Consider the following 23,244-nt stretch of genomic DNA (forward strand, 5'->3'; position numbering starts at 1 on the left):
CTTGGACACGATCTTCGGCATTCCGGTCGCGGCCTTTCTCGGCCAGCTTCTCGTCGGCCTCATCAACGGCTCGTTCTACGCGATGCTGTCGCTCGGGCTTGCGATCATCTTCGGCCTGCTGCGCATCATCAACTTCGCCCATGGCGCGCAGTACATGCTGGGCGCCTTCGTCGGCTCGCTGCTGCTCACCTCGTCCGGCATCGGCTTCTGGCCCGCGCTCATTCTCGCGCCGCTCATCGTCGGGCTGATGGGGATGCTGGTGGAGCGCGTCGCGCTCTCGCGCCTCTACGAGGTCGATCACCTCTACGGCCTCCTCTTCACCTTCGGCCTCGCGCTCGTGATCGAGGGCATGTTCCGCTACTGGTTCGGCGCGGCGGGCACGCCCTATCCGACGCCCGCCCTGCTGCAGGGCGGCACCAATCTCGGCTTCATGTTCCTGCCGAACTATCGCGGCTTCACCGTCGTCGCCTCGCTGGTCGTGTGCGTCGCGGTCTGGCTCCTGATCGAGAAGACCCGCCTCGGGGCGACGCTGCGCGCCGCGCAGGAGAACCCGACGCTGGTGCGGGCCTTCGGCATCAACGTGCCGCTGCTCCTCACCTTCACCTACGGGCTGGGCGCGGCGCTCGCCGGTCTCGCCGGCATCCTCGCCGCCCCGATCTACCAGGTGTCGCCGATGATGGGCTCGCAGATCATCATCGTCGTCTTCGCGGTGGTCGTCGTCGGCGGCATGGGCTCGATCGGCGGGGCGATCGTCACGGGCTATCTCCTCGGTCTCGCCGAGGGCCTGACGCGCGTCTTCTACCCGGAGGCGTCCAACATCGTGATCTTCGTCATCATGGCGATCGTGCTTCTGGTACGCCCCGCCGGACTGTTCGGGAGGGCCGCCTGATGACCACCGCCGCACTGAGCCTTCCGGCCACGCGCAGGATCGCGCCGCTGAAGGCGATCCTGCTCCTGATCGCCATCGGCGCGCTGCTCGCCGCGCCCTGGTTCCTCTATCCGTTGTTCCTGATGAAGGTGCTGTGCTTCGCGCTGTTCGCGGCAAGCTTCAACCTTCTCCTGGGCTACACCGGGCTCCTGTCCTTCGGCCATGCCGCCTTCTTCGGCGGGGCGGCCTATTTCAGCGCCCATGCGGTGAAGGTCTGGGGCTGGAACCCGGAGTTCGGCATCCTGCTCGGCGTCGTCGGGGCGGCCGTCCTCGGCCTGATCATCGGGTTCCTCGCGATCCGCCGGCAGGGCATCTACTTCGCCATGATCACGCTGGCTCTCAGCCAGATGTTCTTCTTCTTCTGCCTTCAGGCGCCGTTCACGCACGGCGAGGACGGCATCCAGGCGGTGCCGCGCGGGCATCTCTTCGGGGTCGTCAACCTGCAGTCCGGCCTGAACATGTACTTCTTCGTCCTCGGGGTCTTCCTCGTCGGCATGTTCGCGATCTACCGGATCGTCCATTCGCCCTTCGGCATGATCATGAAGTCGATCCGCGAGAACGAGAACCGCGCGGTCTCGCTCGGCCTCTCGGTGGGTTCCTACAAGCTCGCCGCCTTCGTCATGTCGGCGGCCCTGACGGGTCTGGCCGGCGGCACCAAGGCGCTGGTCTTCCAGTTCGCGACGCTCACCGACGTCACCTGGCAGATGTCGGGCGAGGTCATCCTGATGACGCTGCTCGGCGGCATCGGCACGCTGATCGGCCCGCTCTTCGGCGCGACGCTCATCGTGACGCTGCAGAACTATCTCGCCACCTCCGCCTTCCCGGTAACGGTGCTGACCGGCATCATCTTTATGGTCTGCGTGCTCGCCTTCCGGCGCGGCGTCGTCGGCGAGTTCTACCATTCCAGGATCGGCCGCGCGATCATGGCGCGGCTGGACCGCTGATGGAACTGGAATACGACCACGTCGTCATCGGCGGCGGGACGGCGGGCTGCGTCCTCGCCAACCGCCTGTCGGCCGACAAGTCGCGCTCGGTCCTGCTTTTGGAAGCCGGCCCGCGCGACAATTACGCCTGGGTCCACATTCCGGTCGGCTATCTCTACTGCATCGGCAATCCGCGCGCCGACTGGTGCTTCACCACGGAAGCCGAGACGGGCCTGAACGGGCGAACGCTCGGCTATCCGCGCGGGCGCGTCCTCGGCGGCTGCTCCTCCATCAACGGCATGATCTACATGCGCGGGCAGGCCCGGGACTACGATCTGTGGCGCCAGATGGGCTGCGAGGGCTGGGGCTGGGACGACGTGCTGCCGCTCTTCAAGGCGAGCGAGGACTGGCACGCGGGACCCGACGAGATGCACGGGACGGGCGGCGAATGGCGCGTGGAGCCGGCGCGCCTTTCCTGGGACATTCTGGAAGCCTTCCGCGAGGCGGCGGCCCAGTACGGCATCCCGAAGATCAAGGACTTCAACCGCGGCGACAACGAAGGCTCCTCCTTCTTCAAGGTGAACCAGAAGCGAGGCGTGCGCTGGAACGCGGTGAAGGCGTTCCTCAAGCCCGCGAAGGACCGCGCCAATCTCGTCGTGCGCACCGGCGCGCAGGTGAAGCGCCTCGTCGTGGAGGAGGGCCGTGCCGTCGGCGTCGTCTTCGAGGCCGACGGGGAGACGATCGAAGTGCGCTGCCGGCGCGAGATCGTGCTGTCCGCCGGATCCATCGGCTCGCCCCACATTCTGGAGCTGTCCGGCATCGGGCGCGGCGAGGTCCTGTCGAAGGCCGGCATTCCGGTCCTGCACGAGATGGATCAGGTCGGGGAGAATCTGCAGGATCATCTGCAGCTGCGCTGCGCCTACAAGGTGTCGGGCATCCGCACCCTGAACGAGCGGGCGAACTCGCTGCTCGGCAAGGCGGCGATCGCGCTGGAATATCTGGCGGCGCGCTCCGGCCCGATGTCCATGGCCCCGTCCCAGCTCGGCGTCTTCACCAGATCCGATCCGTCCTTCGAGACGGCGAACATCCAATACCACGTCCAGCCGCTGAGCCTCGACAAGTTCGGGGAGAACGTCCACCCGTTCCCGGCCTTCACCGCCAGCGTCTGCAATCTGCGCCCCGAAAGCCGGGGTTCGGTTCACGCCAAAAGCGCCGATTTCCGTGCCCAGCCGGCCATCGCGCCGAACTATCTGTCCGCCGAGACCGATCGCCGCGTGGCGGCCGATTCCATCCGGGTGACGCGCGCGATCGTGGCCCAGCCGGCGCTGGCGCCCTACCGGCCGGAGGAGTTCCGGCCCGGGCCCGCCTTCCGGAGTGAGGAGGAGCTGGTCCAGGCGGCGGGCGACATCGGCACGACGATCTTCCACCCGGTCGGCACCTGCCGCATGGGCGCCGATCCGCAATCCGTGGTCGATCCGCAATTGCGGGTGCGCGGCATCGAGGGGCTTCGCATCGCCGACGCCTCGATCATGCCGCGCATCGTCTCCGGCAACACCGCCTCGCCGACGGTGATGATCGCGGAGAAGGCGGCGCGTATGATCCTCGCCGCATGAGGAGGATTCGATGAGCGACTTTGGTCTCGACGAGGACCGGCGCGCGATCCGCGACATGGCGAGGAGCTTCGCCGACGAGAAGATCGCGCCGCACGCGCTGGAATGGGACGAGGCGCGGCACTTTCCCGTCGAGGTGATGCGGGAGGCCGCGAGCCTCGGCATGGGGGGCATCTATGTCGGCGAGGAGCATGGCGGCTCCGGCCTGACGCGCCTCGACGCGGCGCTGATCTTCGAGGCGCTCGCGACCGGCTGCCCGGCGGTCTCGGCCTATCTGTCGATCCACAACATGGCCGCCTGGATGGTGGACCGCTTCGGCTCGGAGAGCTTGCGCGCCCGCCTCGTGCCCGGTCTCGTCTCGATGGAGACGATCGGCGCCTATGCGCTGACGGAGCCGGGCTCGGGCTCGGACGCGGCGGCGCTTTCGGCGACGGCGCGCCTCGACGGCGACACCTACGTCCTGAACGGCACCAAGCAGTTCATCTCCGGCGGCGGCGCGGCCGATCTCTACGTGACGATGGTGCGGACCGGCGGCGAGGGGCCGTCCGGCGTCACCGCCCTGGCGGTTCCGAAGGAGACGGAAGGCCTCTCCTTCGGGGCGAACGAGCGCAAGATGGGCTGGAACGCCCAGCCGACCCGCCAGCTCGTCTTCGAGAACGCCCGCGTCCCCGTTGCCAACCGCATCGGCGCGGAGGGCGAGGGCTTCAAGATCGCGATGAAGGGGCTCGACGGCGGGCGGCTGAACATCGCCGCCTGCTCGCTCGGCGGCGCCTCCCGCGCGCTGGAGAAGGCGCTCGCCTACATGGCCGAGCGCCGCGCCTTCGGAAAGCGCCTCGACGCGTTCCAGGCGCTGCAGTTCCGCCTGGCCGACATGGGCATCGAGCTCGAGGCCTCGCGCTCCCTCCTCTGGCGGGCCGCCTCGGCCTTGGACGACGGCGCGCCGGACGCGACGCGGCTGGCGGCGATGGCCAAGCGCTTCGTCACCGATGCGGGCTTCAAGGTCGCCAACGAGGCGCTGCAACTTCACGGCGGATACGGCTATCTTGCCGAATACGGGATCGAGAAGATCGTCCGCGACCTCCGGGTGCACCAGATCCTGGAGGGAACGAACGAGATCATGCGCCTGATCGTGGCGCGGCAGATGCTGGCGGAGGGCCGATGACGGAGTCCGGCACGGACGATGTAATCGTCGAGAGGAGGGGCGCGGCGGGCATCGTCCGCCTGAACCGGCGACAAGCGCTGAACGCGCTGACGCTGCCCATGGTGCGGGCGCTGAAGTCCGCCTTCGATCGCTTCTCGAAGGACGACGAAATCGCCTTCGTGCTTCTGGAGGGCGAGGGCGAGCGGGCCTTTTGCGCGGGAGGCGACATCCGCGCCATCCACGATTCCGGCAAGGCGGGCACCGATCTCGCGGAGACCTTCTGGCGCGAGGAATACGAGCTGAACGCCTCGATCGCTGAGTACTCCAAGCCCGTCGTCGTTTTCATGGACGGCATCGTGATGGGCGGAGGGGCGGGACTTTCGATCCACGCCTCGCACCGTGTCGCGACGGATCGCATCCGCTTCGCCATGCCCGAGACCGGCATCGGCTTCGTGCCGGATGTCGGGGCCACGCACCGCCTGTCGCGCGCGCCGGACGGCGTCGGGCGCTATCTGGCGCTGACGGGCTCGATCGTCGGCGCGGCCGACGTGATCGCGGCGGGGCTGGCCGACGTGATGGTGCCGGCCGAGCGTCTGCCGGAGCTGAGGGCGGACCTTCTCGCCGCGAAGAACGCCGCCGCGATCGAGGACGCCATCGGCCGGCAGAGTGCGGGAACGACGCCCGGCCTGTTCTCCCGGCATCGCTCCCTGATCGCCCGCGCCTTCTCGGCCCCGGATATCGAAGGCGTCCTGGAGGCGCTGGAGGCGGACGGCTCCGACTTCGCCAAGGAGACGCGCGCGACCATCCTGTCGCGCTCGCCCTCCAGCCTTCGCGACACCGAGGCGCTGCTGGAACATGCCGCGAACGCGTCCTTGCGCGACTGCCTGACGGCCGAGTTCTTCGCCGCGCTCGGCACGCTTCAGCGGCCCGACTTCTACGAGGGCGTGCGTGCCGCCGTCATCGACAAGGACCGCAATCCACGCTGGTCCCCGCCGCTCCTGTCGGACGCGCCGCCGGTGGACCGCAACGCCTTTTCCGCGCGGCCGGGGATCGTGCCGCCCTTCGCATTGGAGGCCAGTTCATGAGCCAGCGCATCGCCTTCATCGGCCTCGGCAATATGGGCCTGCCGATGCTCCTGAACCTGAAGAAGGCCGGCTACACGGTGCGCGGCTTCGACCTCGCGGCGCCCGCCGTCGAGGCGGCATTGGCTGCGGGCGTCGAGATTCCGGCGACGGTGGCCGAGGCGCTGGAAGGCGCCGACATCGTCATCACCATGCTGCCGGCCGGGCGCCACGTCCTCTCCGTCTGGAAGGAGGCGTTGCCGCTCCTGGACTCGGACACGCTCCTGATCGACTGCTCGACCATCGACGTCGACAGCGCGCGCGCCGCGCACGAGATGGCGGCGGGTGCGGGGCTCCTCTCGCTCGACGCGCCGGTCTCGGGCGGGGTCGGCGGGGCGAGCGCCGGCACGCTCACCTTCATGACGGGCGGCAGCGCGGAGGCGTTCGAGGCCGCTTCGCCGGTTCTCGGGCGCATGGGCGCGAAGATCGTCTATTGCGGCGCGGCCGGCGCCGGGCAGGCCGCCAAGATCTGCAACAACATGATCCTCGGCATTTCGATGATCGGCGTGTCGGAGGCCTTCGTCCTCGCCGAGAAGCTCGGCCTTTCGCATCAGGCGCTCTTCGACGTCTCCTCCACGGCCTCCGGCCAGTGCTGGTCGCTGACGAGCTATTGCCCGGTGCCCGGACCCGTGCCGACGGCCCCGTCCAACAACGGCTACAGGCCAGGTTTCGCGGCCAGTCTGATGCTGAAGGATCTGACCCTCGCGCAGGAGGCGGCCGATCTGGCCGGTGCGGAGACACCGCTCGGCCGGCACGCGCGCGAGATCTACGCCGCCTTCGCGGAGGCCGGGGAGGGCGGCAGCGACTTCTCCGGCATCGTCAACCACCTTCGGGCGCGCTCGGGCGAAAGGGAAGCTTCATGACCGCAGAGTCGACGATCCTCGTCGAGCGCCACGACCGCGTGGCGCTGATCCGACTGAACCGACCGAAGGCACTGAATGCTTTGAACCTGCAGCTCGCGACCGAGCTGACCGAAACCGCGCTGTCCTTCGACGAGGACAAGAGCGTCGGCTGCATCGTCGTCACCGGCTCCGAGAAGGCGTTCGCGGCCGGCGCCGACATCAAGGAGATGCAGTCCTCCGGCTATGCCGAGATGTACGCCCGCGACTGGTTCGGCATCTGGGAGCGCTTCGCCGCCGTGCGCACGCCGATGATCGCGGCCGTCAACGGCTTCGCGCTCGGCGGCGGCTGTGAGGTCGCCATGATGTGCGACATCGTCATCGCCGGCGACGGCGCGAAGTTCGGCCAGCCCGAGATCAATCTCGGCGTCATGCCGGGCATGGGCGGCTCGCAGCGCCTGACGCGCCTCATCGGCCGGTCCAAGGCGATGGAGCTGTGCCTCACGGGCCGGATGATGGGCGCTGAGGAGGCCGAGAGGGCCGGGCTCGCCGCGCGCGTCTTCCCGGCGGCCGACCTGGAGGCCGAAGCCTTGAAGATGGCCGCGGCCATCGCCGCGAAGTCCAAGATCGTCGCCATGATGACCAAGGAGACGGTCAACCGCGCCGAGGAGATCTCGCTCGCCGAGGGGCTGCGCTTCGAGCGCCGGCTGTTCCACTCCATGTTCGCGCTGCCCGACCAGAAGGAGGGCATGGCCGCCTTCGTCGAGAAGCGCAAACCGGATTTCGATCGAAGCTGAGGCCGACCGGGCCTATTGTGTAGCGCTGGCCGTCGAATCATCAGGGGCGGGACGGAAATGACGAGCTTTCGCGAGGCGCGCGACTTCCTTCTGGAACACCGGACGGATTACGAGGGGGCGGTGGCGGGCTTCCGCTGGCCCGACCCGGTTCCGTTCAACTGGGCGATCGACTGGTTCGACGGCGAACTGGCCGCGAACCCCGAAAGCCGCGACCGGACGGCGCTCGCCATCGTCGACGCCGCGTCCGGCACCGAGCGCTCGCTGACCTTCGCCGAACTTTCCCGGCGGTCGAACCGCGTGGCCAACTGGCTGTCCGATCTCGGCGCGACGCGCGGCGACCATCTCCTCCTCGTCCTCGGCAACGTCGTGCCGCTCTGGGAGGTGATGCTCGCGGCGATGAAGCTGGAGCTGGTCGTCATCCCGGCGACGACGCTTCTGTCCCGCACCGAGCTCGAGGACCGGCTGGGGCGCGGCTCTGCGCGGCTGGTGGTGGCGAGCGCCGACCAGACGGCGAAGTTCGCGGACCTGCCCATGCAGGGCGTCACCCGGATCGTCGTCAACGGGGTGGCGGACGGTTGGCATTCCTACGAGGGTGCGGATGCCGCGTCCGATGTCTTCGAGGCCTCCGGCGAGACGCGGCCCGGCGACCCGATGCTGCTCTATTTCACCAGCGGCACGACGGCCAAGCCCAAGCTCGTCGTCCACAATCATCGCTCCTATCCGGTCGGAGCGCTGTCGACCATGTACTGGATCGGCCTCCAGCCGGGCGACGTGCATCTCAACATCTCCTCGCCGGGCTGGGCCAAGCACGCCTGGTCCAGCTTCTTCGCACCCTGGAACGCGGGCGCGACGAGCCTTTCGATCAATCAGCCGCGCTTCGACGCCAAGGCGCTCCTCGCCGAGATCGTCGAGCGCAAGGTGACGACGCTCTGCGCGCCGCCCACGGTCTGGCGGATGCTCATCCAGGAGGATCTGACGGCCTATCCCGTTTCGCTGCGCGAGGTCGTCGGCGCCGGCGAGCCCCTCAATCCGGAGGTCATTGAGCGCGTGAAGGCCGCCTGGGGCGTCCATATCCGCGACGGCTACGGACAGACGGAAACCACCGCCCAGATCGGCAATTCGCCGGGCCAGCCGGTGAAGCCCGGAGCGATGGGCCGCCCGCTTCCCGGCTACCGCGTCCGGCTTCTCGATCCCGACGGAGGCGACGCGCAGGAGGGCGAGGTCGCCCTTTCGCTCGGGCCGGATCGGCCCGCCGGCCTGATGGACGGCTACCGGCAGGACGACCTCACGCTCCGCCCGCCCGGCAAGGAGGTCTACCGCACCGGCGACGTCGCCTTCCTCGACGAGGACGGCTACTTCACCTTCGTCGGCCGGGCCGACGACGTGTTCAAGTCGTCGGACTACCGCATCAGCCCCTTCGAGCTGGAAAGCGTCCTGATCGAACACGTCGCCGTCGCCGAGGCCGCGATCGTGCCGGCGCCGGACCCGATCCGCCTCGCCGTGCCCAAGGCCTATGTGACGCTCGTGCCGGGCCGTGCGCCGGACGAAGCGACCGCGCGTTCGATCCTCGAGCACTGCGCCAGCCGCCTGTCGCCCTTCAAGCGCGTGCGCGCGATCGCCTTCGTCTCGGAGCTTCCCAAGACCGTGTCCGGCAAGATCCGGCGCGTCCAGCTCCGTCGGATCGAGACGAGCGGGGAGGGGGCTGAAGCCTTCGTCGTCGCGAGCTACACCGAAGCCGACCTCAAGGGTCCGGCTGGGGCCGGCTGAGCTTCGTGGAGCTCGACGCGACGGACCTGCGCATCCTGCGAGCCCTCCAGGACGACCCGGAGGGCTCGATCGAGGCGATCGGCCGCGCCGCGGGCCTCAGCCATACGCCCTGCTGGCGCCGGATGAAGCGCATGCAGGAGGCCGGGATCATCAAGGGCCGGACCTATGTCTTCGACGAGAAGGCGGTCGGCCTGTCGATGACGGTCATCACCATGATCAAGCTCTCCAAGCACGACGAGGCCTCGCTCACCGACTTCGAGCGCGAGGCCGCCCGGCTGACCGAGATCGTCGAATGCTATCTCGTGACCGGCCAGTACGATTTCGCGCTGACGGTGGTGACACGCGACATCCACAGCTTCGAGACGCTGCTCAAGACGCGCCTGTCGAACCTGCCGCATGTGGCGGACATGAATTCGACCGTGGTCCTTCGAAAGGTGCGGACCGGCGGCCGCCTTCCGATCTGATCGCCGTTCGTAGGACGGATTCCGCCGATCCGGGCCAAGTCTTGGGATAGGGCTCCTCAATCGCGCCCTGCGATGACGCAGAAGGGAATGGCGCTCCGCTCGAACTGTTCTAATCTCGATGGTGGAGGAATGCGGCGGGCCTCACGCCCGCCGATCATCGAAGTCCATGTCGGGAGGCATGTCATGGGCCAGACGGTCGCGAAAGCGGGCATCGCATCGGGCGAACTCGATCGCAAATACACGGCGCACGAAGGACGCGTCTTCATGTCCGGGACGCAGGCGCTGGTGCGCCTGCCGATGGTCCAGATGCGGCGCGACCGCGAAGCCGGGCTGAACACGGGCACCTTCATCTCGGGCTATCGCGGCTCGCCGCTCGGCGGCTACGACCAGCAGCTGATGAAGTCGCAAAAGGCGCTGGAGAAGGACGGCATCGTCTTCCAGCCCGGCGTCAACGAGGAACTGGCCGCCACCGCCGTCTGGGGCTCGCAGCAGGTCGGCCTGTCGCCCGGCGCGCGAAAGGACGGCGTCGTCGGCATCTGGTACGGCAAGGGGCCGGGCGTCGACCGCTCGGGCGACGTCTTCAAGCACGCCAACGCGGCCGGCTCGTCGAGATACGGCGGCGTCCTCGTCGTCGCGGGCGACGACCATTCGGCCAAATCCTCCACCGTTCCGCACCAGTCCGACCACGCCTTCATGGCGGCGATCATCCCGGTGCTCTATCCCTCCTCGATCCACGAATTCGTCGAGTTCGGCCTGCTCGGCATCGCCATGAGCCGCTATTCGGGCTGCTGGGTCGGCCTCAAGGTCATCGCCGATACGGTCGAGACGACCGCCTCCGTCGATCTCTCCGGGGAGAACCGGCAGTTCGTCATCCCGGACGATTTCGAGATCCCCGCCGACGGGCTGAACCTTCGCATCCCCGACGACCGCTGGACGCAGGACCATCGCCTGCAGACGCTGAAGCCCTATGCGGCCATCGCCTTCGCGCGCGCCAACCGCATCGACCGCGTGACGCTCGACAGCCCGGACGCCAGGCTCGGCATCATCGCCTCCGGCAAGGCCTACGAGGACGTTCGCCAGGCGCTGAAGGAGCTCGGCGTCGACGAGGACACCGCCCACAAGGCCGGGCTGCGGCTCTACAAGGTCGGCATGCCCTGGCCGCTGGAGCCGGAGGGCGTGCGCGAGTTCTCGGTCGGGCTGGAGGAGATCCTCGTCGTCGAGGAGCGGCGCGAGATCATCGAGAACCAGATCAAGCAGCAGCTCTTCAACTGGCGGCACGACGTGCGCCCGCGCATCGTCGGCAAATTCGACACCAAGGACCATCCGGTGCTCTCGCTCGCCGAGGAGCTGAGCGTCGCCACGGCCGCGATCGTCATCGGCGAACGCATCCTCGCCATGAGCCATCTCGACGCCGAGCACACGGCCTATATCGAGCGGCGCATCGCTCATTTCCGGGCGCTGAACGAGCGCAACCGCAAGGTCGCCCCGCCCGTCGCGCGCACCCCCTTCTACTGCTCGGGCTGCCCGCACAATTCCTCGACCAAGGTGCCCGAGGGCTCGCGCGGCCTCGGCGGTATCGGCTGCCACTACATGGTCACCTGGATGGGCCGGAACACCGACACGTTCAGCCAGATGGGCGGCGAAGGCGTCGCCTGGACCGGCACGGCGCCCTTCACCGACGAGCCGCACGTCTTCTCCAATCTCGGCGACGGTACCTTCTTCCACTCCGGGCATCTGGCCGTCCGCCAGGCGGTCGCGGCCAAGGTCAACGTCACCTACAAGATCCTCTACAACGACGCCGTCGCCATGACGGGCGGGCAGAGCGTCGACGGGCAGCTCGACCCGGTGAAGATCGCCCATCTCCTCCATCAGGAGGGCGTGAGGCCGATCGTTCTCCTGTCCGAGAAGCCGGAGAACTACGCCGCGGCCCTCCTGCCGCCCGGCGTCGCGATCCACCACCGCGACGACGTGGAGGCGGTGATGCGCGACATGCGGGAGGTCAAGGGCGTCTCGGCCATGGTCTACGACCAGACCTGCGCGGCCGAGAAGCGCCGGCGCCGCAAGCGCGGCCTGATGGAGGACCCGAACAGGCGCGTCGTCATCAACCCGGCGGTCTGCGAGGGCTGCGGCGACTGTTCGGTGCAGTCCAACTGCATCTCCGTGGAGCCGCTGGAGACGGAGATGGGCCGCAAGCGGCAGATCAACCAGTCCTCCTGCAACAAGGACTTCTCCTGCCTGAAGGGCTTCTGCCCCTCCTTCGTGACCATCGAAGGCGCGCAGCTGAAGAAGCGATCGGCCATCGCGGCGCCGAACGCCTCGGACATTCCCGAGCCGGTGGTTCCCGAGCTCACCGACCCGGTGAACGTCGCCATCACCGGCGTCGGCGGCACGGGCGTGCTGACGATCGGCGCGATCCTCGGCATGGCCGCCCATCTCGACGGCAAGGCGCCGATGCTGCTCGACATGGCGGGGCTGGCGCAGAAGGGTGGCGCGGTCCTCTCGCACGTTCGGCTTGGCCGGCGCGCCGAGGACGTGACCTGCCCGCGCATCGTGGCCGGCTCGGCCGACATCCTGATCGCGGCCGACGACGTGGTGGCGGCGTCCAAGGAGGCGCAGACGCTCGTCTCGCGCGAGCGCACCCGCGCCGTCGTCAACACCCATCTGACCCCGGTCGCCCAGTTCGTCCGCGATCCCGACTTCGACTTCCGCCGCACGCTCGTCGGCTCGGCCATCCGCAAGTCGGTCGCCGAAGGTTCGGACTTCCTGAACTTCACCGAACTCGCCGAGGCGGTCTCGGGCGATGCCATCGCCACCAATGTGATGATGCTCGGCTATGCGTGGCAGCGCGGCCTGGTGCCGCTCTCCCTCGCCTCCATCACCGAAGCCATCGAGATCAACGGCGTCGCGGTGCGCGCCAATCTCGACGCCTTCGCCTGGGGGCGGCTCGCCGCCCACGCGCCGGAGCGGATCGCCGATATCCTGCGTCCGGCGGAAGATCGGCCGAAGACGCTGGAAGAGATGACGACGGGCGAGCTGATCGAGCACCGCTCGCGCTTCCTCGCCCAATATCAAGACGAGGCGCTGGCCCAGACCTATCGCGACCTCGTCGGCGAGGCCCGCAAGCTCGACGTCAAGCTCTCGGCCGGCGGACGGCTGGAGCGGGCGGTGGCGCAGAACTACGCCAAGCTCCTCGCCTACAAGGACGAGTACGAGGTCGCGCGGCTGCACTCGGACACGGGCTTCGCGCAGAAGATCGCGGCGGAGTTCGAGCCGGGCGGTCGGATGGTGTTCCACCTCGCTCCGCCCCTGCTGCCGGGCGAGGATTCGAACGGGCGGCCCAGAAAGCGCGCCTTCGGGCCGTGGATGATGACCGCCTTCCGCCTGCTGGCGCGGGGCAAGGCGCTTCGCGGCACGCCGCTCGACCCCTTCGGCTACACGGCCGAGCGCCGTGCCGAGCGGGCGCTGATCGCAGGCTACGAGCACACGTTCGAGGAGGTCGCGCGTCTGGCGCGGGCCGACAATCTCGACATCGCCGTCGAGCTCCTGTCGCTGCCCGCCGACATTCGCGGCTTCGGCCCGGTCAAGGCGGCGTCGATGCAGAAGGCGGACAAGCGCCGGGCAGAGCTGTCCGCCCTGCTGGCGCAGGCTCCGAAGCCGGCGGCCGTGGAGCGGGAGCTGGTTCCAGGGGAGTAGGGCGAGTTCCTTCCACGGTTGCGGCAACTCGCGCCCTCCGCCCTGCCGGGCGCCTCCCTGAAGGGACGATCGGCGGCGGCCCAGAAGGGGCGTCGTAGATCGCATTAGCGCGCCGTTCTTCGGCGCGGTCTCACGCGATTGTCCATCCTTTCCGTTGACAGTGCGTCCGATCGTCAACAGGCGACAGGCCGGACGGGTTCGCCCATATGGGAATGGACCGCCGGGCGCTTTCGACGAGGCCCGGCATCTTGACCCGACCGGAGCCCCGCCGATGAGTCAGACGAAAGACCTCTCCCACATCCACCGCTTCGAGAAGGGCGGCGCCGACCGCGCACCGCTGCTTCTGCTTCACGGCACCGGCGGCGACGAGGCGGACCTCCTCGGTCTCGGCCGGATGGTCGCGCCGGGCGCGAGCCTTCTGTCGCCCCGCGGCCGGGTTTCCGAGAACGGCATGCCCCGCTTCTTCCGGCGCCTGGCCGAAGGCGTCTTCGACCACGACGACGTGCGCGCCCGCGCCGACGAACTGGCCGATTTCGTCGCCGAGGCCCGCGAGGCCTACGGTCTGGCCGCGCCGATCGCGCTCGGCTTCTCGAACGGGGCCAACATCGCCGCCGCCGTTCTCTATCGCCGGCCGGAGGCCTTCGCCGGGGCGGTGCTGATCCGGGCGATGGTTCCGCTGGAGGAAGCGCCGGCCACCGATCTGTCGGGCAAGCCCGTCCTCATCCTTTCCGGCGCGGCGGACCCGATCATCCCGGCCGACAACGCCGGACGCCTCGCTTCGGTTCTGGAAGGAGCCGGCGCCGCCGTCACCCATCATGTGCTTCCGGCCGGCCACGGCCTGACCCAGTCCGACGTCTCGCTCGCCTCGCAATGGCTCGGCGCGCGATGACGACCCGCCTTCGCGTTCGAAATCTGCCCCACGACGCCCGACTTTCCGAAGGAGACAACGCCATGCAACTCACCGGCATCCACCATCTGACCGCCGTGACCGCGCACGCCTCGCGCAATCACGACTTCTACACCCGCATCCTCGGCATGCGGATGGTGAAGAAGACCGTGAACCAGGACGACGTCTCGGCCTACCACCTCTTCTATGCTGACGGCGAAGGCTCGCCGGGCACCGACATCACCTTCTTCGACTTCCCGACCCTGCCGGAGAAGCGCGGCACCAACTCGATCGTGCGCACGGCCCTGCGCATCTCGGGCCAGGACAGCTTCGACTACTGGGCGCAGCGTCTCGACGCGCACAATGTCGAGCGCGGCCCGGCCGAGGAGCTGGACGGTCGCATGACCATCCTCTTCGAGGATTTCGAGGGTCAGCGCCTCGCCCTCGTCGACGACGGCGGCCAGGGCGGCTTCGCGGTCTGGGAGAAGAGCGAGGTTCCGGCCGAGCACCAGATCCGCGGGCTCGGGCCGATCACCATGAGCGTGCCCGACCTCGCGCCCACCAAGGCGGCGGTCGAGCAGATCCTCCAGATGCGGGAAGCGCGCACCTATGAGGGGCCGTCGGGCGCGACGACCCACGTCTTCGAGATGGGCGAGGGCGGTGCCTCGGCGGAACTGCATGTCGCGGTCGAGCCGAACCTGCCGCGCGTTCGCCCGGGCGGCGGCGGCGTCCATCACGTCGCCTTCCGCGTGCCGGACGACGCCTACGGCTACTGGTCGGAGCGTCTGGCGAGCGTGCGCCTGCCGTCCTCCGGCCCGGTGGACCGGTTCTACTTCCGCTCGCTCTATTTCCGCGAGCCGAACGGGATCCTGTTCGAGATCGCCACCGACGGGCCCGGCTTCCACGCCGACGAGCCGATGGAAACGATGGGCGAAGGCCTCGCCTTGCCGCCGTTCCTCGAGCCGCGCCGTGCGGAGATCGAAGCGGGCCTGAAGCCGCTCTGACGAACACGGACGCGAACCCCCGGCCTTCCTTGCGCGTTCTGCCATCGCAGCGGACACGGGTGGGAAGGCCGGCATGACGCAGACCGACGATGCGCGCGGCCGCGCGGCCCTGGAGACCGAGACGGCGCTCGACGCCTATCGGGATCTGGACGCGTGGCCGCGCGCCGATCTCCTGTCGGCCCTCGTGGCCGGGCATGCGATCGCGCTGGCCGCCGCGAAGGCGGCCCTGCCGGCGCTGACCGCCGCGCTGGAGGCGGCGCTGCCGCGCATCGAGGGCGGTGGGCGCCTCGTCTATGCGGGCGCCGGCACCTCGGGCCGCCTCGCCATGCTCGATGCGGCGGAGCTCGGACCCACCTTCGGCTGGCCCAAGGAGCGCGCGTTCGCGCTCCTTGCTGGCGGGGAGGGCGCAATCGTTCAGGCGCGCGAGGGTGCCGAGGACGAGGCGGCGGAAGGCGGTGCAGCGGTGGCGCGCGCGGAGCTCGGGCCCGCCGACGTCCTGATCGCGATCGCCGCCAGCGGGCGCACCCCCTTCACGCTCGCAGCGGCCCGGCAGGCCATGGCGCGGGGCGCGCTCGTCGTCGGCATCGCCAACAATCCCGATACGCCGCTGCTCTCGGCCTGCGACCGCCCGGTGCTTCTTCGCACCGGCCCGGAGGTTCTGGCGGGCTCCACGCGCCTTGCCGCCGGCACGGCGCAGAAGATCGCGCTGAACACCTTCTCCACCGGCCTGATGATCGCGCTCGGCCGCACCGCCGGCGGGCGGATGGTGGCGATGCGCGCGACCAATGCGAAGCTTCGCGAGCGGGCGCGTACGATGCTCGTGGAGCTGACGGGCTGCGACGATTCCGCCGCGGGCGCCGCGTTGGAAGCCTGCGGGTACGATCTGGTTCGGGCGCTCCGGGCGGTGGAGGGGCGCACCGCTTCCTGAGCGGAAGGTCACGCCACCTCCTCGGTTCCACCCTTCTTCGATCCGCCACCGGGCTTGGCGCGAGCCGCATGCGACGTCCGGGCGACGCCGGCGGATCACCGGAAAGTCATGCCGATCGTGCGGTGCCGGGTTTCCACCGGCTTCCCGATACTGGAAGCTGCGATATGTCTGTTGTGCGGCTGACGGTTTCGCACGCGGCGTCCGGCTTTACCGGATGCCCCTGCGCGCGAGATGGTGGCGGACGCGACGCCTTGAGGGGACCGAAGCCTTGGACACCGTGACGCTGCCCTTCTGCGGCGCGCCCCCGCTCCCGTCGGAGCTGTGGATGCGCTGGACGCTGGATCCGGTGCTGCTGGCCTGCCTCGGGCTCGTCCCCCTTCTCTACGTGCTCGCCCGCCGCCGGGTTCCCGCCGCGCCGGAGGACGGGCGTCGCGATCTCTATTTCTGGCTCGGCTGGGGCACGCTTCTCGTCGCCTTCGTCTCGCCGCTCTGCGCCTTGTCCGCCGCGCTCTTCTCCGCGCGCGTGGCCCATCACGTCCTTCTCGTCGCGGTGGCTGCGCCCTTCCTGGCGCTCGCCAACCCCTATCGCGCGAGGATGAACCTGCCCCATCCCGGCCTCTGGCTCTTCGTCCACGCGGCGGCGCTCTGGTTCTGGCACGCGCCGATGCCCTACGAATGGGCGCTGCGCTCCGACGCGCTGTACTGGCTGATGCAGGGCACGCTGCTTCTGACGGCGATCCTCTTCTGGGCGAGCGTCCTCGGCGACCCGCGCCGCGCGATGGCCGCCCCGCTCGTCCTTCTCGCCGCGATGATGCAGATGGGCCTTCTCGGCGCGCTGATCACCTTCGCCCCGCGCCCGCTCTACCAGGCGCATTTCCTTTCGACCGAACCCTTCGGCATCACCGCCCTGGCCGACCAGCAGCTCGCCGGCCTCATCATGTGGGTGCCGGGGGCGCTGCCCTATCTGATCGCGTCGCTGCTTCTGGCCGCAACGGCCATTCGCGGCGCCCAGAGCGGAGCCCGTCGCGCATGATCGCGTGGATGAAGGCGATCCACATCGCCACGCTCTCGATCTGGTGCGCCGGGTTGATCTCCGTCCCGCTCATGCTGCTGCGCCGCCCCGACATCGTGGGCGACCAGCTCTATGCGCTGCAGCGCGCGACGCGCTTCGCCTTCATCATCGTCATCTCGCCGGCGGCCTTCATCGCGATCGGAACCGGGACGGCGCTGATCTTCGCGCAGGAGACCTTCACCCTCTGGTTCGCGCTGAAGCTGCTTTTCGTCGGCATTCTCGCCAAGATCCATATCCGCACCGGGAGCGAGGTGGTGGAGGTGTTCAAGGACGAAGGCTCCTTCCCGGCCTGGAAGGCGGTGGGCGCGATCACCGCCGCGTCGCTGGCGACGAGCGCCATCCTCGTGACGGTCCTGTGGAAGCCGCCGCTCGACGACTTCCCCATTCCGTCCGCGATGTTCCAGCCGGGCTGGCTGGGCGAGACGCTCGGTTTCGGCTCAGACCTGCCTCACGTCGGACCTCAGTCGTCCTTGGACATGAGGATGCCGACGCCATGATCGAAGACCAGCTTGCCGCCGTACCAGCCGGCGATGCCCGTCACGCCCGCGCCGACGACCGACAGGAACAGGCCGACCGGCAGGATCTGCTCCGGGTCGGTCAGGCGCAGGCCCCAGTTGGCGCCGGCGATGGAAATGAGCGTCATCGCGGCGACGGCATGCGTCCAGCTCGCCGCGCGCACGCGGATGCCCTTCACCAGGATCAGCTCGGCCGTGCCGACGATTCCCGCAGCCACGCCCGACAGAAAGGCGAAGCCCGCCACCCAGACGCCGACGCGCATGAAGAACGGGTCGGCCGAGAACCAGTAGGCGAGGTCCGCCGCGAGCGTGCCGAACATGAGAACGATCGGGAAATGAACGCTCATCGCGTGCAACGGGTGCCCGGCGACCGCGACGGCCGACTGAAGGTCGTGGCGCGCGACGTCGGCGATCACGGGATTGGGGTCGGATTGGGACTTCGCCATCGTGCTTGCTCCATGGGCCTTTCGGCGAATCTATCGCGCCCTCTCGCCTTTGGCAGCCTCGCGCTCTCGACAGTTTCGTTATCGGCCTGCGCCGGGCCGCTTTCGACGCTCGATCCGGCCGGTCCCGCCGCCGCCTCGATCGCCGAGATCTGGTACGTGATGCTGATCGGGGGAACCTTCCTGTTCCTCATGGTCATGGTGCTTTTCGCGCTGGCCTTCCTGAAGCCGAACTGGCGCTGGAGCGAGGGCGCCAACCGCGCCTGGCTGCTCTATGGCGGCTTCGTCATGCCGTTCGTCGTCCTCACCGCGCTCCTCCTCTACGCGCTGACACGCGGCGAGGGGCTCCTGGCCCACCCGTCCGCCGAAGGGCGCGTGGTCGTCGAGGCGCGCGGCGAGCGCTGGCAATGGGTCTTCACCTATCCGGACGCACCGGAGATCGAAGGCACGATCGACGTCCTGCACGTGCCGGCCGGCCGGCCCGTGGATGTCCGGATCACCACACGCGACGTCATCCACGCCTTCTGGGTGCCGCGCCTCGCCGGCAAGATGGACGCGATACCCGGCCACACCAACACGCTGCGGATCGAAGCCGACAACCCCGGCATCTATCGCGGCATCTGCTCCGAATATTGCGGCTTCGGCCATTCCGGAATGAGGTTCGACGTGGTGGCCTACGCCCCTGACGAGTACGAGGCGGCGCGGGCCGGCGGCTTCGCCGACCCGATCGCGGAGGTCGGACAATGAGCGCGACGACCGGCAGCGGCGCCATTCCCGCGCCTGCCCGCCCCGCCGCGTCGGCGACGGGAGCCTCGGCCTCGGTCGATCCGGTGCGCCTGCACGAAGATCTGCACGAGATCTGGAAGACGCCGACCGGCTGGGGCCGGCTGTCGGCCGTCAACCACACGATCGTCGGCCGGCGCTTCATCGTCGCCGCCTTCGTCTTCTTCGGCATCGGCGGCGTCCTGTCGATGCTGATCCGCGCGCAGCTTTCGACGCCGGACACCGCCTTCCTCGACGCGGATCTCTACAACCAGATCTTCACGATGCACGGAACATTGATGATGTTCCTGTTCGCGATCCCGATGTTCGAGGGGATCGCCATCTACCTCATCCCGAAGATCCTGGGCGCGCGCGACCTCGCCTTCCCGCGCCTGACGGCCTACGGCTTCTGGTGCTACATCTTCGGCGGCTCGATCCTCCTCGTCGCCATGTTCTTCGGCGTGGCGCCGGATTCGGGCTGGTTCATGTACACGCCGCTCTCCTCGAGCGTGTTCTCGCCGGGCATCAATTCCGACGTCTGGCTGCTCGGCATCACCTTCGTCGAGATCTCGGCCGTGTGCGCGGCGGTGGAGATCACCGTCTCCATCCTGTCGATGCGCGCGCCGGGCATGTCGCTCGACAAGATGCCGCTCTTCGGCTGGTACATCCTCGTCACCGCGGTGATGATGCTCGTCGGCTTCCCGCCGCTGATCCTCGGCTCGATCCTGCTCGAGGTGGAGCGCGCCTTCGACCTGCCCTTCTTCGACACGACGCGGGGCGGGGACTCGCTCCTCTGGCAGCACCTCTTCTGGCTCTTCGGCCACCCGGAGGTCTACATCATCTTCCTGCCGGCGGCGGGGCTGCTCTCCACCATGATTCCGGCGCTCGCCCGGCGCGAGATCGTCGGATACACCTGGATCGTCGTCGCGGTGGTCGCCGTCGGCTTCCTCTCCTTCGGCCTCTGGGTCCACCACATGTTCACGGTGGGCATTCCGCATCTGGCGCTGGCCTTCTTCTCGGCCGCCTCGGCCATGGTCGCGATCCCGACGGCGGTGCAGATCTTCGCTTGGCTGGCGACGCTGCTCGACGGGCGGCCGAAATTCAGCCTGCCGATGCTCTACATCTTCGGCTTCTTCTTCATTTTCGTCCTGGGCGGCCTGACCGGCGTCATGGTCGCCGTCGTGCCGTTCGACTGGCAGGTCCACGACACCCATTTCGTGGTCGCCCATCTCCATTACGTGCTCGTCGGCGGCTTCGTGTTCCCGATGCTCGCGGCGGCCTATTACTGGATCCCGCACATGAGCGGGAAGCGCACGACGCTCGGCCTCGGCCACGCGGCGTTCTGGCTGATCTTCGTCGGCTTCAACCTCACCTTCTTCATGATGCACCTGACCGGCCTTCGCGGCATGCCGCGGCGCATCGAGACCTATCCGGCCGAGGCCGGCTGGACGGAGCTCAACCTCCTGTCCTCCTTCGGCGGGTTCCTGATGACGATGGGCTTCGCGCTCTTCGTGGTCGACGTGATCATGCAGGTGCGCTTCGGCCGCAAGACCGAGCGCAATCCTTGGGAGGCCAAGACGCTGGAATGGGCGATGCCGACCCCGCCGCCCTCCTACGCCTTCGCCTCGGTCCCGCACGTCTCCTCCCGCGAGCCGCTGCGCCTCGTGCCCGACCTCGACGTGCGTCTGGCGCGCGGCGAGGGCTATCTCGGCCATGCCCGCAACCATTGGCAGGAAACGCTCGGCGTCCACCCGATCACCGGCGACATCCAGCGCATCATCATCCTGCCGCGGGCCACCTTCCTGCCGCTGTGGACCGCGCTCGTCACCTCGACCGTCTTCCTGTCGCTCCTCTTCGGCTTCTACTGGCTGACGCCGGTCGGCATCCTGGCCACCGTCGCCATGCTCGTCTCCTGGACGCGCGGGCAGGGGCATCTGGTCGATTACGGGCCGCTGCCGATCGGTCGCGGCATCAGCGTCAAGACGGCGGCCGAGACGGAGGGCTCGACGCCCGAGATGGCGATGGCCGCGACGCTGGTGGCGAACCTTTCGCTGTTCGGCTCGCTGCTGTTCGGCGTCCTCTTCCTCTGGCTGGTCGCGCCGTCCTGGCCGCCGCCGGAGATGATGACGAGCGGACGCGGGCTCCTCGTCGGCACGGTGCTCTCGGCGCTCTTCGCGGCGGGCGCGGGGCGGCAGGCCATGCTCCTCAACGCGGCCGGACGCCTGCGGCGCCGCGACATCTCGCTCCTCGCCACGATGATCGCGCATGGCGTGACGCTGTCGGGGCTGGCGATCGTGATCGCCTATCACCTGCCCGATCCGACGGCCCACGCCTACGGCGCGTCGGTCATGGCGCTCCTGTGCTATGTCGGCATGCAGGCCTTCGTCGGGCTCGTCCTGTCGGGCGTCGGGCTCCAGCGGGCGCGGGCCGGCTACGTCGCGCCGACGCGGCGGGCGGCCCTGATGGTCGGCCGGCTCTGGCACGACTACACGGCGATCGTCACCGTGCTGGCCATCGGGCTGGCGCTCCTCCTTCCCACGCTGGTTCGCATGGGGCCGGGCGCATGAAGTATCCGGCCACCAACCGCTATCCGGCGGCGATCCTGATGATCGGCGGCTTCGTCGCCTGGAGCGCGGCCTTCACGCTGATGTACGCGACGCTGTCCTTCGGCTGCGCCTACGGATGGGACGCGGTTCGCGTCGGCCCGGTTTCGCTGAACCGCGCGGCGCTGACGCTGGCCTGGATCGGCTGCCTCGCCGGGATCGGCGTTCTGCTGTGGGTGAACGTCAGGCTCTATTACGCGGAAGGGAAGGGCGTTTCGCCCTTCCTTCGCACGTCCGGCATCGCGCTGACGGCGCTGGCGCTGGCGACGACGGTCGTGAACTTCTTCATGGTCACGACCCTGTCGACCTGTCTCTAGGCAGGCGTTCGGAATCGGAGCTGATTCAGCTCGCGTTCTACGATGCCTCCCTCTGCCCTGCCGGGCATCTCCCCCTCAAAGGTGAGAGATCAGAACGCTTGGACCTTCGAAACTGCGACGAATGAGGCGCCGTTCCTCTCCCGCTCGCGGGAGAGGGTGGCCGCGAAGCGGCCGGGTGAGGGCCTGACGGCCGCCCTGCTGGCCGGACACCGCCTCAGGAGGGGCCGCGCCCTGCGAAACCCTCATCCCCTGCCGGACCTTCTCCCGCAAGCGGGAGAAGGAGGGAGCTTCGGTGCGTCGGCCCTAAAGCCCGAGCGCCGTCCTGACGGCGGCCTCGCCCGGCTCGCCGGAGACCGTCGTCACGCCTTCCAGCCAGGGCGTCAGCGTGTCGGGATGGGCGGCGAGCCATTCGCGGGCGGCAGCCTCCGGGTTCGCGCCGTCGTCGAGGATCGCGCCCATCACCTCGTTCTCGAGGTCGAGCGTGAACTCCAGATTGGACAGGAAGGCGCCGAGGTTCGGGCAGTCCTCCGACAGGCCGGAGCGCGTCAGCGTGTCGACCCGCGCGCCGCCATAGTCCGGCCCGAAGACCTCGTCGCCGCCCTCCAGATATTCGATGTCGAAGTTCGAGTTCATCGGATGCGGCGCCCAGCCGAGGAAGACGATGGGCTGCTCGGACCGCGTCTGGCGCGCGACCTGGGACAACATGCCCTGCTCGGAGCTTTCCACGATCTCGAAGTCGCCGAGGCCGAACTGGTCGCTCTCGATCATGGAGAGGATCAGCCGGTTGCCGTCGTTCCCGGGCTCGATGCCGTAGATGCGTCCCGACAGCTGGTCGCGATACTCCGCGATCTTCTGGAAGCTCGTCAGCCCGGCTTCGTAGAGATAGCGGGGAACGGCCAGCGTGTAGCGAGCGCCTTCGAGATTCGTGCGGACGATGTCGATCGTGCCCGCCTCGCGATAGGGCGCGATGTCGGCCTCCATGGTCGGCATCCAGTTGCCGAGGAAAACGTCCACGTCGCCGTTGGCGAGCGAGGTGAAGGTGACGGGCAGGGCCAGCACGCTGGTGCGCGGCTGGTAACCGAGAGCCTCCAGAACCACCGAGGCCGTCGCCGTCGTCGCGGTGATGTCGGTCCAGCCGACATCGGCGAAGTGAACGGCGCGGCAGGCCTCCGGCTCGCTCTGCGCTGCGGCCGGGAGCGCGAAGGCGCCGGCGGACAGGAGGGTGGAGAGGGCGAGGGCGGTGCGGATCGGGCTCAAGGCTGTTCCTTCTGGCGGGGGCCGGGCGCGGACCGGCTCGAAGTGCCGTTCCACCGGGCGTCGGGGGTATGAGGGAGTCTGCGCCAAAACGATCGATTGTCAAAAGGGCGACGGCTTGAACGATCGTTCAGAAGAGTGCGGCGGCATTCCCGAACCTGCACGTGCTCCCGGTCG

At 68.8% G+C, this 23,244-nt stretch carries 20 protein-coding genes; 18 read left to right on the top strand and 2 right to left on the bottom strand.

Annotated elements, in window-relative coordinates; all coding sequences use genetic code 11:
• The first annotated feature begins 1 nt into the window (after position 1).
• The 15 genes from AC6R2M_RS02790 to AC6R2M_RS02860 all read left to right on the top strand — a co-directional run bounded on the left by AC6R2M_RS02790 (position 2) and on the right by AC6R2M_RS02860 (position 17,670).
• Positions 2–889: a branched-chain amino acid ABC transporter permease gene (locus tag AC6R2M_RS02790; protein WP_500485290.1), complete on the top strand. Its 888-nt coding sequence runs from the start codon at positions 2–4 to the stop codon at positions 887–889.
• Positions 889–1,872 (top strand): branched-chain amino acid ABC transporter permease, encoded by a 984-nt coding sequence (locus tag AC6R2M_RS02795; RefSeq protein WP_500485292.1) that lies wholly within the window; start codon positions 889–891, stop codon positions 1,870–1,872. The genes AC6R2M_RS02790 and AC6R2M_RS02795 overlap by 1 nt, the downstream gene beginning before the upstream one ends.
• Positions 1,872–3,464 (top strand): GMC family oxidoreductase, encoded by a 1,593-nt coding sequence (locus AC6R2M_RS02800; protein WP_500485294.1) that lies wholly within the window; start codon positions 1,872–1,874, stop codon positions 3,462–3,464. The genes AC6R2M_RS02795 and AC6R2M_RS02800 overlap by 1 nt, the downstream gene beginning before the upstream one ends.
• Before the next feature lie 10 nt (positions 3,465–3,474).
• On the top strand, positions 3,475–4,623 hold the full coding sequence (locus AC6R2M_RS02805) for an acyl-CoA dehydrogenase family protein (RefSeq protein ID WP_500485296.1): 1,149 nt from the start codon (positions 3,475–3,477) through the stop codon (positions 4,621–4,623).
• Complete coding sequence (locus AC6R2M_RS02810; RefSeq protein ID WP_500485298.1) at positions 4,620–5,687, top strand: enoyl-CoA hydratase/isomerase family protein; 1,068 nt, start codon at positions 4,620–4,622, stop codon at positions 5,685–5,687. The genes AC6R2M_RS02805 and AC6R2M_RS02810 overlap by 4 nt, the downstream gene beginning before the upstream one ends.
• On the top strand, positions 5,684–6,586 hold the full coding sequence (gene mmsB / locus AC6R2M_RS02815) for a 3-hydroxyisobutyrate dehydrogenase (RefSeq protein WP_500485300.1): 903 nt from the start codon (positions 5,684–5,686) through the stop codon (positions 6,584–6,586). Before AC6R2M_RS02810 ends, mmsB begins: the two co-directional genes overlap by 4 nt.
• Positions 6,583–7,359, top strand: coding sequence for an enoyl-CoA hydratase (locus AC6R2M_RS02820; RefSeq protein WP_500485302.1), 777 nt, complete (start codon positions 6,583–6,585; stop codon positions 7,357–7,359). Before mmsB ends, AC6R2M_RS02820 begins: the two co-directional genes overlap by 4 nt.
• 57 nt (positions 7,360–7,416) lie before the next feature.
• Positions 7,417–9,126, top strand: coding sequence for an AMP-binding protein (locus AC6R2M_RS02825; protein ID WP_500485304.1), 1,710 nt, complete (start codon positions 7,417–7,419; stop codon positions 9,124–9,126).
• Positions 9,127–9,131: 5 nt separating this feature from the next.
• Complete coding sequence (locus AC6R2M_RS02830; protein WP_500485306.1) at positions 9,132–9,590, top strand: Lrp/AsnC family transcriptional regulator; 459 nt, start codon at positions 9,132–9,134, stop codon at positions 9,588–9,590.
• A gap of 183 nt (positions 9,591–9,773) precedes the next feature.
• Entirely contained in the window at positions 9,774–13,283 is a 3,510-nt protein-coding gene (locus AC6R2M_RS02835; RefSeq protein ID WP_500485308.1) for an indolepyruvate ferredoxin oxidoreductase family protein, read from the top strand.
• Between the two features lie 271 nt (positions 13,284–13,554).
• The gene (locus AC6R2M_RS02840; RefSeq protein ID WP_500485310.1) at positions 13,555–14,172 is read left to right on the top strand and encodes an alpha/beta hydrolase; all 618 of its coding nucleotides are present in this window, start codon (positions 13,555–13,557) and stop codon (positions 14,170–14,172) included.
• A gap of 62 nt (positions 14,173–14,234) precedes the next feature.
• On the top strand, positions 14,235–15,173 hold the full coding sequence (locus AC6R2M_RS02845; RefSeq protein ID WP_500485312.1) for a ring-cleaving dioxygenase: 939 nt from the start codon (positions 14,235–14,237) through the stop codon (positions 15,171–15,173).
• A 73-nt stretch (positions 15,174–15,246) separates the two neighbouring features.
• Positions 15,247–16,101 carry an N-acetylmuramic acid 6-phosphate etherase gene (locus tag AC6R2M_RS02850; protein WP_500485314.1) on the top strand — a complete coding sequence of 285 codons (855 nt, stop codon included), beginning with the start codon at positions 15,247–15,249 and terminating at the stop codon, positions 16,099–16,101.
• A 277-nt stretch (positions 16,102–16,378) separates the two neighbouring features.
• Positions 16,379–17,134 carry a cytochrome c oxidase assembly protein gene (locus tag AC6R2M_RS02855; RefSeq protein ID WP_500487464.1) on the top strand — a complete coding sequence of 252 codons (756 nt, stop codon included), beginning with the start codon at positions 16,379–16,381 and terminating at the stop codon, positions 17,132–17,134.
• Complete coding sequence (locus tag AC6R2M_RS02860; protein ID WP_500485316.1) at positions 17,131–17,670, top strand: CopD family protein; 540 nt, start codon at positions 17,131–17,133, stop codon at positions 17,668–17,670. Before AC6R2M_RS02855 ends, AC6R2M_RS02860 begins: the two co-directional genes overlap by 4 nt.
• On the opposite strand, the gene AC6R2M_RS02865 is transcribed toward AC6R2M_RS02860, so the two are convergent.
• The gene (locus AC6R2M_RS02865) at positions 17,634–18,134 is read right to left on the bottom strand and encodes a DUF2231 domain-containing protein (protein WP_500485318.1); all 501 of its coding nucleotides are present in this window, start codon (positions 18,132–18,134) and stop codon (positions 17,634–17,636) included. The genes AC6R2M_RS02860 and AC6R2M_RS02865 overlap by 37 nt on opposite strands.
• A gap of 12 nt (positions 18,135–18,146) precedes the next feature.
• Between AC6R2M_RS02865 and coxB the strand changes: the two genes are divergently transcribed.
• Genes coxB through AC6R2M_RS02880 form a run of 3 tightly spaced genes read left to right on the top strand, consistent with a single transcriptional unit; the run spans position 18,147 to position 21,813 of the window.
• Positions 18,147–18,878 (top strand): cytochrome c oxidase subunit II, encoded by a 732-nt coding sequence (coxB, locus tag AC6R2M_RS02870; protein ID WP_500485320.1) that lies wholly within the window; start codon positions 18,147–18,149, stop codon positions 18,876–18,878.
• The gene (gene ctaD / locus AC6R2M_RS02875) at positions 18,875–21,460 is read left to right on the top strand and encodes a cytochrome c oxidase subunit I (protein ID WP_500485322.1); all 2,586 of its coding nucleotides are present in this window, start codon (positions 18,875–18,877) and stop codon (positions 21,458–21,460) included. The genes coxB and ctaD overlap by 4 nt, the downstream gene beginning before the upstream one ends.
• Positions 21,457–21,813: a hypothetical protein gene (locus AC6R2M_RS02880; protein WP_500485324.1), complete on the top strand. Its 357-nt coding sequence runs from the start codon at positions 21,457–21,459 to the stop codon at positions 21,811–21,813. The genes ctaD and AC6R2M_RS02880 overlap by 4 nt, the downstream gene beginning before the upstream one ends.
• A gap of 303 nt (positions 21,814–22,116) precedes the next feature.
• On the opposite strand, the gene AC6R2M_RS02885 is transcribed toward AC6R2M_RS02880, so the two are convergent.
• On the bottom strand, positions 22,117–23,070 hold the full coding sequence (locus AC6R2M_RS02885; protein WP_500485325.1) for a choline ABC transporter substrate-binding protein: 954 nt from the start codon (positions 23,068–23,070) through the stop codon (positions 22,117–22,119).
• Positions 23,071–23,244 lie beyond the last annotated feature (174 nt).

Source organism: Aureimonas sp. CAS (genome assembly GCF_059838215.1).